The sequence below is a fragment of the Streptomyces sp. NPDC002276 genome, from assembly GCF_053891435.1.
This window is the reverse complement of sequence record NZ_JBSFCQ010000009.1, coordinates 190,559-202,939: the sequence shown is the minus strand read 5'-3', so window position 1 is coordinate 202,939 and position 12,381 is coordinate 190,559. Positions and strand designations below refer to the sequence as shown.

General features: G+C 69.6%; 10 protein-coding genes and 1 pseudogene. 9 read left to right on the top strand and 2 right to left on the bottom strand.

Annotated features, from left to right (window positions below):
- The first annotated feature begins 39 nt into the window (after positions 1–39).
- The 3 genes from ACWIHT_RS23945 to ACWIHT_RS23935 all read left to right on the top strand — a co-directional run bounded on the left by ACWIHT_RS23945 (position 40) and on the right by ACWIHT_RS23935 (position 2,718).
- Entirely contained in the window at positions 40–804 is a 765-nt protein-coding gene (locus tag ACWIHT_RS23945) for an ABC transporter permease (RefSeq protein ID WP_456170384.1), read from the top strand.
- 6 nt (positions 805–810) lie between these two features.
- A complete protein-coding gene (locus ACWIHT_RS23940; protein ID WP_456170249.1) occupies positions 811–1,797 on the top strand; it encodes an ABC transporter ATP-binding protein in 987 nt (328 codons plus the stop codon).
- A 63-nt stretch (positions 1,798–1,860) separates the two neighbouring features.
- Entirely contained in the window at positions 1,861–2,718 is an 858-nt protein-coding gene (locus tag ACWIHT_RS23935) for a DUF1707 SHOCT-like domain-containing protein (RefSeq protein WP_456170248.1), read from the top strand.
- A 69-nt stretch (positions 2,719–2,787) separates the two neighbouring features.
- Here the strand turns inward: ACWIHT_RS23935 and ACWIHT_RS23930 are convergent, their stop codons facing one another.
- Positions 2,788–4,137 (bottom strand): SGNH/GDSL hydrolase family protein, encoded by a 1,350-nt coding sequence (locus tag ACWIHT_RS23930; protein ID WP_456170247.1) that lies wholly within the window; start codon positions 4,135–4,137, stop codon positions 2,788–2,790.
- A gap of 105 nt (positions 4,138–4,242) precedes the next feature.
- On the opposite strand from ACWIHT_RS23930, the gene ACWIHT_RS23925 reads away from it, so the two are divergent.
- The 6 genes from ACWIHT_RS23925 (at position 4,243) to ACWIHT_RS23900 (ending at position 11,258) form a co-directional block, all read left to right on the top strand.
- On the top strand, positions 4,243–5,589 hold the full coding sequence (locus ACWIHT_RS23925) for a DUF445 domain-containing protein (RefSeq protein WP_456170246.1): 1,347 nt from the start codon (positions 4,243–4,245) through the stop codon (positions 5,587–5,589).
- An 84-nt stretch (positions 5,590–5,673) separates the two neighbouring features.
- A complete protein-coding gene (locus ACWIHT_RS23920) occupies positions 5,674–6,093 on the top strand; it encodes a hypothetical protein (RefSeq protein WP_456170245.1) in 420 nt (139 codons plus the stop codon).
- Between the two features lie 272 nt (positions 6,094–6,365).
- On the top strand, positions 6,366–7,646 hold the full coding sequence (locus ACWIHT_RS23915) for a DUF3500 domain-containing protein (protein WP_456170244.1): 1,281 nt from the start codon (positions 6,366–6,368) through the stop codon (positions 7,644–7,646).
- Entirely contained in the window at positions 7,643–9,037 is a 1,395-nt protein-coding gene (locus tag ACWIHT_RS23910) for a HupE/UreJ family protein (RefSeq protein ID WP_456170243.1), read from the top strand. Before ACWIHT_RS23915 ends, ACWIHT_RS23910 begins: the two co-directional genes overlap by 4 nt.
- A gap of 60 nt (positions 9,038–9,097) precedes the next feature.
- On the top strand, positions 9,098–9,724 hold the full coding sequence (locus tag ACWIHT_RS23905) for a TetR/AcrR family transcriptional regulator (protein ID WP_456170242.1): 627 nt from the start codon (positions 9,098–9,100) through the stop codon (positions 9,722–9,724).
- 88 nt (positions 9,725–9,812) lie between these two features.
- Entirely contained in the window at positions 9,813–11,258 is a 1,446-nt protein-coding gene (locus tag ACWIHT_RS23900; RefSeq protein ID WP_456170240.1) for an alpha/beta hydrolase domain-containing protein, read from the top strand.
- Between the two features lie 66 nt (positions 11,259–11,324).
- Here ACWIHT_RS23900 and ACWIHT_RS23895 read toward each other — a convergent pair.
- Positions 11,325–12,257 (bottom strand): annotated as a pseudogene (locus ACWIHT_RS23895) (hydrolase); the annotation flags it as partial.
- Positions 12,258–12,381 lie beyond the last annotated feature (124 nt).

The following is a 12,381-nucleotide window of genomic DNA, read 5'->3' as shown; positions in this document are numbered from 1 at the left end:
TGGCGCGAAGGGCTGCGCGCCTACCGGCTGATCGCCGGGATGTGGGTCCGGTCGAGCATGACCTACCGCGCCTCCTTCGCCATCACGGTCGTCGGCAACCTGCTGGTGACCGGTCTGGACTTCGCCACGATCCTGCTGATGTTCTCGCGGGTCGACTCGCTGGGCGGCTGGTCGCTGCCCGAAGTCGCCTTCCTGTACGGCCTGTCGGCGACCGCGTTCGGGGTCTCCGACCTGGTGCTCGGCTCGATGGACGTGCTGGGCACCCGCATCCGCGACGGCTCCTTCGACACGCTGCTGGTGCGTCCCGTGCCGGTGCTGGCGCAGATCGGCGCGGACCATTTCGCGCTGCGCCGACTGGGCCGGATCACCCAGGGCGCCCTGGTTCTCGGCTACGCGCTGATCGCCGTCGACGTCGACTGGACTGTCGGGAAGCTGCTGTTGGTGCCGGTGATGCTGGTCTGCGGGGTGGCGATCTTCGGGGCGCTGTTCGTGGCGGGCGCGGCCTTCCAGATCGTGGCGCAGGACGCGGCCGAGGTGCAGAACGCGTTCACGTACGGCGGCACCACCCTGCTGTCGTATCCGCCGGTGGTGTTCGGCAAGGACTTCGTGCGGAGTGTGACCTTCATGCTGCCGCTCGCCTTCGTCAACTGGGTGCCCGCCTCCTATGTGTTGGGGCGGCCGTACCCGCTGGATCTGCCGCCGGGCGCGGAGTTCGCCTCTCCGCTGGTGGCGCTCGGCTGCTGCGCGCTGGCCGGGCTGGCCTGGCGGGCTGGGCTCAAGTCGTACCGAAGCACAGGGAGTTGAGTGAGGGTGACGGAGCAGGCGTTCATCGAACTGGACCGGGTCGAGAAGGTCTTCGACGTGCGCAGGAAGACCGGGTTCATGAAACGGGAGCGGCGGCAGGTGCGGGCCGTCGACTCGATCTCCTTCGCCGTGGCGCGCGGTGAGATGGTCGGCTACATCGGGCCGAACGGCGCCGGGAAGTCGACCACCATCAAGATGCTGACCGGCATCCTCACCCCGTCCGGGGGCCGGCTGCGGGTGGCCGGCATCGACCCGTCCCGCGAGCGCACCCGGCTCGCGCACCGCATCGGCGTGGTGTTCGGGCAGCGTACGACCCTGTGGTGGGACCTCCCGCTGATCGACTCGTACAAGCTGATGCACCGCATGTACCGCATCCCGGACGCCCGTTACGCCGAGAACCTCGCCCGCTGTGTCGAACTCCTCGAACTCGGCGCCCTGTTGGACGTCCCCGTACGTCAGCTCTCGCTCGGCCAGCGGATGCGCGGGGACATCGCGGCGGCCCTGCTGCACGACCCCGAGGTGCTCTACCTCGACGAGCCGACCATCGGCCTGGACGTCATCTCCAAGGCCAAAGTGCGGGAGTTTCTTCGGGAGTTGAACTCCGAGCGGGGCACCACGGTGCTGCTCACCACCCATGACCTCCAGGACATCGAGCAGTTGTGCTCGCGCGTGATGGTCATCGACCACGGCCGGCTGATGTACGACGGTCCGCTCACCGGGCTGCACGAGGCGGGGGAGAGCGAGCGGACCCTGGTGGTGGACCTGGAGCGGGAGTTGCCGCCGATCGAGGTGCCGGACGCGCGGACGGTGAAGGTGGAGGGCCCGCGGCAGTGGCTCACCTTCCCGGCGTCGGCGTCGGCGGCTCCGCTGGTGGCGCGGATCGCGGCGGAGTACCCGATGGTGGACCTGTCGGTGCGGGAACCGGACATCGAGGCCGTCATCGCGAAGATGTACGCCGAACAGGCGGAGAAGGCGGAGAAGGCGGTGTCGTAGTCCGTCGTAGGCCCTTGTAGCCCCTCGTAGCCCTCCGTCGAGCGGTCTCGTAGGCTGCTGGCTATGACTGACGACGCAGTCCCGGAGCTTCGCGCATCCGACGCCGACCGTGAGCGAGTCGCCGAGGTCCTGCGCGACGCCGTCGCCGAGGGCCGGCTCGACATGGAGGAGTTCGAGGAGCGTCTTGAGGCGACGTACAAGGCGCGGACCTACGCCGAACTGACCCCCATCACCCGCGACCTGCCGGCCCCCGGGGTCACCCCGCCGCCGGTGAACATGGTCAAGGAGCCGGTGGAGAGCGGGAGTTGGGCGGCGCGGATCGTCGGCGGCGAGGGGTCCTCGACCGGCGCCGTGGCCATCATGTCCGGGTTCCAGCGCAAGGGACGCTGGACGGTCCCCAAGCGGTTCACCGCCTTCGCCTTCTGGGGCGGCGGCGAGATCGACCTGCGCGAGGCGAACTTCGCGGACCGCGAGGTCGAGATCAACTGCATCGCGATCATGGGCGGCGCGCAGGTGATCGTGCCGCCGGGCGTCGAGGTCGTCGTGCGCGGCATCGGCGTCATGGGCGCCTTCGACCACAGCCAGGAGGGCGTGCCGGGCGACCCCGGCGCCCCGCGCGTGATCATCAAGGGCTTCGCCTTCTGGGGCGGGGTCGGCGTGGAACGCAAACTCCCCCGGGCCGAGCGCCAGCGGCTCAAGGAGGAGCGGCGCCGCCAGAAACTGGAGGGCGGCTCCTCGACGAAGGAGCTCTACGGCTCCCACCGCGACGCCCTCTCCGGCCTGGACGACGCCCACCGCGAGGCCATGGAGGAGTACCGCGACTCGATGCGCCGCCGGCACGAGGAACGGCGCGAACGGCACGAGGAGCGCCGCGAGCGGCACCGGGAGCGGCGGGAGCGCAGGCACCGCGACTGGGACTGACGGGGCGCGACTGGGACTGACGGGGACTGACGGGGACTGATGGGGACTGACGGGGGCTGATCCGCCGGTTCACAACCGGGCGGGGACCGCGCCCTTGAGGTCGGCCAGGTCGATGGTCTCGGCCATCTTGCGGTAGCCCCGGTCGCTGGGGTGGAGGTGGTCGCCGCAGTCGTACTCGGGGGCGAACCTGCGCGGGTCGTACGGGTCGCGCAGCGCCTTGTCGAAGTCGACGACGGCGTCGTAGACCTTGCCGCTCCTGATCTCCGCGTTGACCTTCTGCCGTACGGCGTCCCGGGCCGCCGAGTAGCGGAGGTGGCCGCCGAAGGGCATCAGGGTCGCGCCGACGACCTTGATGCCGTGGGCGTGCGCCTCGCGGACCAGGGTGCGCAGACCGGCCAGGATCCGGTCGGCGTCGGCGTCGCGCAGGGTGTCGTTGACGCCGAGGTCGACGATGACGACCCTGACGTTCGGGCGGCCGAGCACGTCACGGGCGAAGCGGGTCAGGCCGTTCTGGTTCTCGGCGGGGCGGCCGCCCGCGCTGGCGAGTATCTGGTTGCCGCTGATGCCCTCGTTGACGACGCTGTAGCGCGGTACGTCCTTCTGTCCGTCCGCCACGGCCGCGCGCAGCCGCCGCGAAAAGGCGTCCGGCCAGCGGCGGTTGGCGCTCACGGTCGAGGTGGACCCGTCGGTTATCGAGTCGCCGAACGCGACGACCGTGCCGTTCGCGTCGCGACTCAGCACGTCCAGCGCGGTCAAGTAGCGCCACACCGAGGTCCGTTGGGTGTACGGCGCGCCGCTCGGGTTCTCGACCCGGTCGCCGTCGGCCAGGTACGAGGTCTGCCGGGCGTACGGGTGGAAGGTGACCGGGCCGGAACCGGCGGGGGCGTAGGTGGTGACCAACACGTCGGCGCCCTGCGGGACTTGGAGGCGGACGGCGTCGCTCAGGGCCTGCTGCCCGGCCGGGACGGTGACGGAGGTGGCGCCGCCGAAGGTCAGCCGGCGCATGGTGCCGGGGGCCGCGGCGGAACTGTTGTGGTCGGCCGCGAGGGCGATCGAGGCGTGGGTGACGGTGAGCGGGGAGCGGCCGTAGAGGTTGGAGAGGGTGATCCGGGCGCTCGTCCCGGCGGCGCTCGTGTGGACGACGTTGCGCACCGAGCGGCCCGCCATGCCCGCGGGCCCGGTGCCGGGCTCGCCGCCCACCGGGGCGGCGGACCAGGCGCCGACCCAGGTGCCGGTCGAGGCGGGGGCGGCGGAGTGGGCCCCGGCGGAGTCCGTCCCGTCGTCGCGGGTTCCGTCATCGGCGGAGACACCGACGTAGATGCAGGCGGAAACGGCCACGATCAGGGTGATGATCGCGGACAGCAGGGCACGCTGCTTTGTGGGGGACACCCCCACGCCCCCGGTACGACGCTTGGTCACGCGGTGCGGTCTCCTCGGCTGAGTGGCAGGGCCCTGCCATTCTGCACTTTCGGGTGACGCCGGGAACTCCTGTTCCGTCCCAGGAGTCGGTCAGGAAGGGACAATATGCACGGTACCGGCGAACGGGTGGAGCGGATGGAACGTACGGAAGTGGGCGCTGAGGGCGACGGGTCGTCCTCCCGCCGCACGATGACCACGTTCAGCGCGGCCGACGAGGAGAAGCAGCGCGGCGTACGCCGGATGAAGCTGACGGCGCTGGCCCTGCTGCTCTTCGTGGCCGTCGTGTACGTCCTCGCCAAGTGGGCGTCGAACTCGGGCGCGGGCCCCTGGGCGGGCTATGTCGCCGCGGCGGCCGAGGCCGGCATGGTCGGCGCGATGGCCGACTGGTTCGCGGTCACCGCCCTGTTCCGCCGCCCGCTCGGCCTGCCCATCCCGCACACCGCGATCATCCCCACCAAGAAGGACCAACTGGGCGTCTCCCTGGGCGAGTTCGTCGGCGAGAACTTCCTCTCCGAGGAGGTCGTACGACAGCGGCTGCGCGCCGTCGGCATCGGCAGTCGGCTCGGCGCCTGGCTGGCCGTACCGGATCACGCCGACCGGGTGACGGCGGAACTGTCGGCGGCCCTCCGCGGAGCCCTCACGGTGCTCCGGGACTCCGACGTCCAGGCGGTGGTCGGCGAGGCGATCACCCGCCGCGCCGACGCCCAGGAGATCGCGCCCGGCATCGGCAAGACGCTGGAGAAGATCGTCGCCGACGGCGGGCACAAGCGGGTCGTCGACCTGATCGTCGCCCGCGCGCACGACTGGCTCGTCCTGCACGACGAGCAGGTCATGGACGCCGTCGAGGGCGGCGCGCCCGGCTGGACCCCGAGATTCGTCGACAAGCGGATCGGCGAGCGCGTCTACAAGGAGCTGCTCCGCTTCGTCACAGAGATGCGCGACATGCCCTCCCACCCGGCCCGCGGCGCCCTGGACCGCTTCCTCGGCGACTTCGCCGCCGACCTCCAGTCCGACACGGACACCCGCGCACGTGTGGAACGCCTCAAGGGCGAGGTGCTCGGCCGCGGCGAGGTCCAGGACCTGATCGCCAGCGCCTGGACGTCCGTACGCTCGATGATCGTGTCGGCCGCCGAGGACGAACGCAGTGAGCTACGGCTGCGGGTGCGGGCGTCCCTGCTGTCGCTCGGCGCGCGGATGGCGGTCGAACCGAAGCTCCAGGCAAAGGTCGACGGCTGGCTGGAGGGCGCGGCGGTGTACGTCGTCACCACCTACCGCAAGGAGATCACCTCCCTGATCACGGACACGGTGGCGGGCTGGGACGCGGAACACACCACCCGCAAGATCGAGGCGAACATCGGCCGCGACCTACAGTTCATCCGGATCAACGGCACGGTGGTGGGTTCATTGGCGGGGCTGCTGATCTACACGGTGTCGCGGCTGGTGGGGGTGTAGAAGCCGGAGGACCTCCCCGACATCGCCGGATCTGAGTACGCGTACTCTGTTGCGCGCCCGCCGCACCGGGGAACCCTCGTACGTATGACCGAGAAGCTGCTGAGCCCCCTGCGGACGCGCCCCTGGCCGGAACGCTGGCTGACCCGCACCCTCGGCGCCGCCCTCGCGTCGGCCGCGTACTTCGTCTGCGTCGCCTGGACGGGGGCGTCCGTCCCGGGCGCGCTGGTCCTCGCGGTCCTCCTCCTGCTCCTGGCGGGCTACCTCGGCCGCCGCGACGAACCGGCCTGGCCGGTCCTGCTGGTGGCGGTGCCCCCGGCCGGCCTGATGTACGTCACCCACCCGCGGAGCTACACCAACTGGCCCGACGAGACCGAATGGCCCCAACAGTGGGCGTTCGCGACGCTGGTGATCGGCGCGGGCGTACTGGTGGCGTCGTCGGTGGGCCGCCGCTTCCGCCCGTGCGAGGAGGACTCGACGGAGGGGACCCTCTCCGCAAAAGTGTGACACTTCAGCACCTGAGTGTCACACTTCCGCGCCGCACCCCCGGTAGCAGGAAATCTTATTCGCGCGATAAGCGCAGCCTGTCAAATGTATAAGTGAATTCTCTGAATTCACGCCGCTTTCCTATGGAACCTGAAACTTATTTTATCCACGTGGCGATCCATTGAGATTTCGGTAAGAGCGTCGATATTGTTGTCAACAATCGCGCGAACGGCCGGTCGGCGCTCCGCTGACGAGCGGAATCCCCGGAATTACTGGAATCGAAGGAGTCGTTCGTGAGCAGAGACAGAACCCGCCTGGTACGCACCAGACGGACCTGGCGCGGCATAGCAGGAGCCGTTACCGCAATTGTGCTGGTCGGCGGCGGTTTCGCCGTGGCGAATGCCTCGACGGACACCGCAACCGGTAAATCGGCGGCGGGCGTCAAGCGTCCCGTCGACAAGAAGGCCACCGGCACCGCGGCCGTGGTCAGCGCGGCCAACGAGTTCCTGAACACCCTGGACGCCGACCAGCAGGCCGCCACCCTGCTCGACCTCACGCAGGCCAACGCCACCGCGTGGTCGAACCTCCCGTGCGGCTCGTCCTGCCGCCCCGGCATCCAGCTCGGCTCCCTGACGGACACTCAACTCGCCGCCGCCATGAAGGTGTTGAAGCTCGCCACGGGCACCGGCAAGAACACCGGGTACGACCAGATCACGCAGATCATCAAGGCCGACGACGTGCTCAACTCGGCCCAGAGCACCAGCTCCGCGGGCCCGGCACCGTCGGACACCGCGTCGAGCACGGCCTCGGCGGACCCGTCCGCGACGGCGACCCCCACCTCGACGGCCACCGACGCGCCGACCGACGTCCCGACCGGCACCCCGCCCTCCGGCGGCACCGGAGGCGGCGGAACGGGCGGCTACGGCAGCGGCGTCTACTTCCTCGCCTTCCTCGGCACCCCCTCCGCCACCGGCACGTGGCAACTCCACTTCGGCGGCCACCACTTGGCCCTCAACCTCACCTACAAGAAGGGCAAGGTCGCGGGCGCCAGCCCGTTCTTCGTCGGCGTCGAGCCCACCACCTGGACCGACGACGACGGCACCACGTACTCACCGCTCGCGACCATGCGCGACGGCCTGCTCGCCCTCACCGGCAGCCTGAGCACGGAGCAACTGGCCACCGCCAAACTCTCCGCGTCCTTCAGCGACGTACTCCTCGGCCCGGGCCAGGACGGCCAGTTCCCGGAGACGAAGGAGGGCATCAAGGTCAGCACGCTCTCCCCGAAGCAGAAGCAGCTGGTCCTCAAGGCCATCCACCCCTGGATCGCCAACGTGGACGACGCCACCGCGAAGAAACTCATGAAGACGTACGAGCACGAGCTGAACCAGACCTACGTCGCCTACTCCGGCACCACCGCCCTCGACACCCAGGGCGACTACGTGCGCATCGACGGCCCCGGCGTCTGGGTCGAGTTCGTCTGCCAGAACGGTGTCGTGTACCGGGACCAGATCCACTACCACACCGTGTACCGCGACCACACCCGCGACTACGGCAGCGAGTTCACCTTCTCATGACCCGACCGCGAACTTGGCTGACCACAGCGCTACTTCGCCTGGTGGCCGGGATCGCGATCGCGGTACCGGCGGCGCTCCTCCTCGGAGCGTCGCCGGCCGCCGCGCACCCGATGCCGCACTCGGTGGTCCAGCTCGACGTGTACAAGGACTCCGTCACCGCCCAACTGGCCCTGCCGGTGGGCGACTTCGCGATGGCAAGCGGCATCGACCTCACCACAGTCAAGTCGACGGCCCTCCCCGCCAAGGCCAGGACGATCCGCAGCTACCTCGCCGCCCACATCCACCCGACCACCCTCAAGGGCCAGGCATGGCAGGTCACCATCGGCGCCCTGAGCCTCAGCCACACCGAACAGACCTCCACCGGCCCGTACCGCGAACTGGTCGCCAAGGCGGTACTCACCCCGCCCCCCGGCGCCGATGTACGCCACTTCACCTTCGACTACGACGTGATCGTGCACCAAGTGGTCACCCACATCACACTCGTGACGGTACGTCAGGACTGGGCGGCCGGCCGGGTCACCGGCGACGGCGCCACCCAGGTGGGAACCATCCGCCTCGACGTCCGCCACATGAAGGTCCCGCCGCTGACGGTCGACCTCGGCAAGGGCAGCGCGTGGCGAGGCTTCGTGGCCATGCTCCGACTCGGCGCCAACCACATCCTCACCGGCACCGACCACCTCCTGTTCCTGCTCATCCTGCTGCTGCCCGCACCGCTGTTGGCGGCGGGCGGACGCTGGAACGGCGGCCTGGCAGGCCCCCGTACGGCACTCACGCGCATAGCCCGCATCACCCTCGCGTTCACCGTCGGCCACTCGGTCGCGCTGGCCGCCGCCGCCCTGACCCGCCTCCAGATCCCCGGCCGGCCGGTCGAGGCGTTCATCGCGGCGAGCATCCTCGTGGGCGCGGTCCACGCGATCCGCCCGCTCTTCCCCGGCAGGGAAGCCCTCGTGGCCGGCGTCTTCGGCCTCGGCCACGGCATGGCGTTCTCCTTCGTCCTCGCCGAAATGCACCTGTCCACAGGCCAGTTGGCAAGCAGCCTCCTCGCCTTCAACCTGGGCATCGAACTGGTCCAACTCCTGCTGGTCTGCCTGGCGTTGCCGTCGCTACTGGTACTGGCCCGCCTCCGGATACAGCCCGTACTACGCGTGACGGGAGCCCTGATCACGGCGACGGCGGCGATCGGCTGGCTGGCGGACCGCCTCGGCCTGCCCAACCCGGTGGCGAGGGCGGCGGACAGCGCGGGATCGCACACGACGGGGATGCTGACGGTCCTCGCGGTGGCGGCGGTGGCGGCGGTCGCGGCGACGACGGCCTTCGGCTGGACGCGGGCCGTCCGCCAACGCGAGTGCGGGCTACCGGAGTTGGAGACGGCGACCGAGCCCGCCGGATAGGGAAAAGTTTGCCGTCCCGGCATCTTTTCCCTTCCGGCAAGTCGGAGTACGGTCCGAGGCGTGGCGACGGAGACAGAGGAGACAGGGGATACAGGTCTGACGGGTCTACGGGAGCGCAAGAAGGCGCGGACGCGCGCCGCGTTGGCGAGCGCGGCGATGCGACTGGCGCTGGAACGCGGGGTGGAGAACGTAACCGCCGACGCGATAGCCGAGGCCGCGGACGTGTCGCCGCGCACCTTCCGCAACTACTTCTCCGGCAAGGAGGAGGCGATCGTCGCCGAACTGGTCGACGGCATGGGACACATCGCCGACGGCCTGCGCGCCCGCCCGCCCGGCGAACCGCTGTGGGAGTCGCTGCGACACGCGCTGACGTTCTCGGCGTTCCTGCCGCCGGAGCAGTTGGAGCAACTGGCCGTCAAGGTAAGGATGGTGAGCGCGAGCAGGTCCCTGCTGGGCTCGCAACTGGCGATCTTCGAACGGCTCGGCGAGCTGCTCACCGAGGTCATCGCCGAGCGCACCGGAACGGACGCGAGCCGCGATCTGTACCCGCGCCTGACGGGTGTCGTAGCGGCGAACGCCCTACGCCTGGCGGTCTTCATGTGGCTTGAGAGCGAAGGCGAGTCGGACCTCGCCGAGCTGACGGCCGACGCGCTCGCACGACTACGGGCGGGGCTTCCCGAGCCGTAGAGAGAACAATTCCGAGGAGGCATCACCCATGAACGACCCGAGACAAGGGCGGCCCGCCCGAAGTCGCCGACATTCGGTGCTGGCTGTCGTGGCAAGCGCGTGCCTGTTCCTGGGATTCTTAGGGCTCTCTGCGCCAACTGCCCAGGCCGAGAAGGCAGTTGGTACGGCGACGGTCACCGGCCCGGTAACGGGCGGCAACGGCGCCGTAGTACTGCAAGGCACGACCTTCGACCTCGCGAGCGTGGGATACACACAGTCGGAGTTCTTCCTCTCCGGCACGGCCACGTCCTACACGTCGGCCGCGCCGCTGGGCTCGGACGGCCGCTGGAGCGTGACGCCCGCGAGCACCGCGCCGTACACCACCAGGATTGTCATGGACAGGCCATTGAATCCGGCCCGTTTCAACGGGACGGTCGTGGTGGAGTGGCTCAACGTCTCCGCCGGCCTGGACGTGGCCCCCGAGTGGATCTACACCCACAACGAACTGATCCGCGAGGGCTACGCCTGGATCGGCGTCTCCGCCCAGGCGGCCGGCGTGACCGCCACCAAGGCCGCCGACCCGGTCCGCTACGCGTCCCTGTCCCACCCCGGGGACAGCTACTCCTACGACATCTTCTCCCAGGCCGGACAGGCCGTACGGGACTCCGCGGCCACGATCCTCGGCGGCCTCCGCCCGCGCGCGGTGCTGGCCGAGGGCGAGTCCCAGTCGGCGTTCCGCCTCACCACGTACATCGACGCGGTCCAGCCCCTGGCGCACGCGTACGACGGATTCCTCGTCCACAGCAGGGCCGGATTCGCCGCGGCCCTCTCGCAGGCACCCCAGGCCGACGTACCCACTCCCGCGGCCGTCCAGTTCCGCACCGACACGGACGTCCCGGTGCTCACGGTGGAGACCGAGACCGACGTGATGCTCCTGGGATATGTGACGGCCCGTCAACCGGACACCGCACGCCTGCGGTTCTGGGAGGTGGCCGGCACCGCGCACGCGGACGACTACGTCGCCAACGTCGGCGCCGCGGACAACGGTGACGGAACCGTCACCCAACGGGAGTTGGGGACCATGCTCGACCCGCCGACCGGCACCCCCAGCTTCTCCTGCGCCGCCCCGATCAACACCGGCCAGGCGCACTACGTCATGGACGGCGCCCAACACGCCCTGCGCGGCTGGGTCTTGACCGGCATCCCACCGGCCAAGACCCCTCGACTCCAGGTGACCACAGGCACCGACGGCACACCCGCGTTCGTTCTGGACGCCAACGGCAACGCCATAGGCGGAGTCCGAACCCCCGCAGTGGACGCACCCGTCGCCGCCCTCTCGGGCCTCGGCCAGACCGGCTCGGCGCAGTTCTGCTTCCTCTTCGGCACGACAACTCCCCTGACCAGCGCCAGACTTGCCGCCCTGTACCCCACGCACGCGGAGTTCGTGAGGCAGTGGGCGACCCGTACGGCGGCTGCGGTAGCGGCCGGAACGATCAGGCCGGCCGACGCGGCGGACCTCGTCAAGGCGGCGGTGAGGTCCGACATCGGGAGTTGAAGTGGCCGGTTGGCTACGGGCGGTTGACTTACGGGCCGGTTGGCCTACGGGCCGGTTGGCCTACGAGGAGAGCCATTCCGTGGCGTTGAGGGCGAGGGCGGCATTGGTGGCGCCGGTGTCGTTCCAGCCGTCGTAGAGCGTGTTGCCGGACTGCCCGGTGCCGTCGTCGACCGGCGAACTGTCGCCCCAGAAGGCCACCTTGCCGCTCCCGAAGGTGCTGGTCGCGAAGAAGGCGCCGGTGTTGCCGGAGTAACCGCTGCGGTACAGCAGCCCCTTGGCGGCGGAGTTGTCGGCGGGCTTGATCGTGGCGGTCGTACCGTTGGCGATCAGGCTCTTGGTGACGGTACCGAAGGAGCCGTGCAGCACCGGGTTGCTGCTGTCACTGATGGCGGCCGGATACCCGGAACTGATGTTCAGCGAGTCGATGGAGAACCCGAACGGGTCAGTGGAATCAACGCTGTTGTTGGTCATCAGGTCGTTGAGGATCTGGACCGCGTCGTAGCCGTCGTTGTTGCGGTCGGACCCGGTGTGGTCGGAGATCATGAACAGCCCGCCACCGGCCTTCACGAAGTTCATGATGGCGGTCTTCTCGGCGGTCGTGAACTTGATGTTCGGCTCGGGCAGCACGAGCGTGTCGAAGTTCGAGAGATCGTTCGCCGACGACCCCCCGTAAGTCAGCGCGCTGGTAGCGGTCTTGAGGCTGTAGTCACCGGTCTTCTGCAACGCGATGCCCCACGACGACAGCGCTCCCGTCCAGTCCTTGTCGGAGGAGGGAGAGGAGTCCTGAGCGAGCGGATCGGGCTTGCTCGTGGAGATGATCCAGTCGGCGTTACCGGCCTCCTCGGCATGCCCGTCGTCGAACAGCACGCGGTGCGTGGTGGCCGCGGCGGCGGGCGTGACGGTGGCGGCCTGGGCGACGGCACCGGCGGCGAGCAGACCGAGGACGCTGAGAGCGGTGGTGAGCCTACGACGTGACGTGAACTTGCCAAGACTGGGCATCCGGTGAACCTCCGTGAAGTGGGGGGATTCCATGAGTGGGGGCTGGAATGAACTGAACGGTGGGTGCGGGTGCTGCGGGCGCTGCGAATGTGGCCGACTACGGTGAGCTGGGGTGAATCTCCGC

Coding starts and splice junctions, on each gene's coding strand:
- ACWIHT_RS23920 (WP_456170245.1), top strand. CDS start 5,674: ATGACCGAGAAGCTGCTGAGCCCCCTGCGGACGCGCCCCTGGCCGGAA.
- ACWIHT_RS23945 (WP_456170384.1), top strand. CDS start 40: ATGTGGGTCCGGTCGAGCATGACCTACCGCGCCTCCTTCGCCATCACG.
- ACWIHT_RS23935 (WP_456170248.1), top strand. CDS start 1,861: ATGACTGACGACGCAGTCCCGGAGCTTCGCGCATCCGACGCCGACCGT.
- ACWIHT_RS23925 (WP_456170246.1), top strand. CDS start 4,243: ATGCACGGTACCGGCGAACGGGTGGAGCGGATGGAACGTACGGAAGTG.
- ACWIHT_RS23910 (WP_456170243.1), top strand. CDS start 7,643: ATGACCCGACCGCGAACTTGGCTGACCACAGCGCTACTTCGCCTGGTG.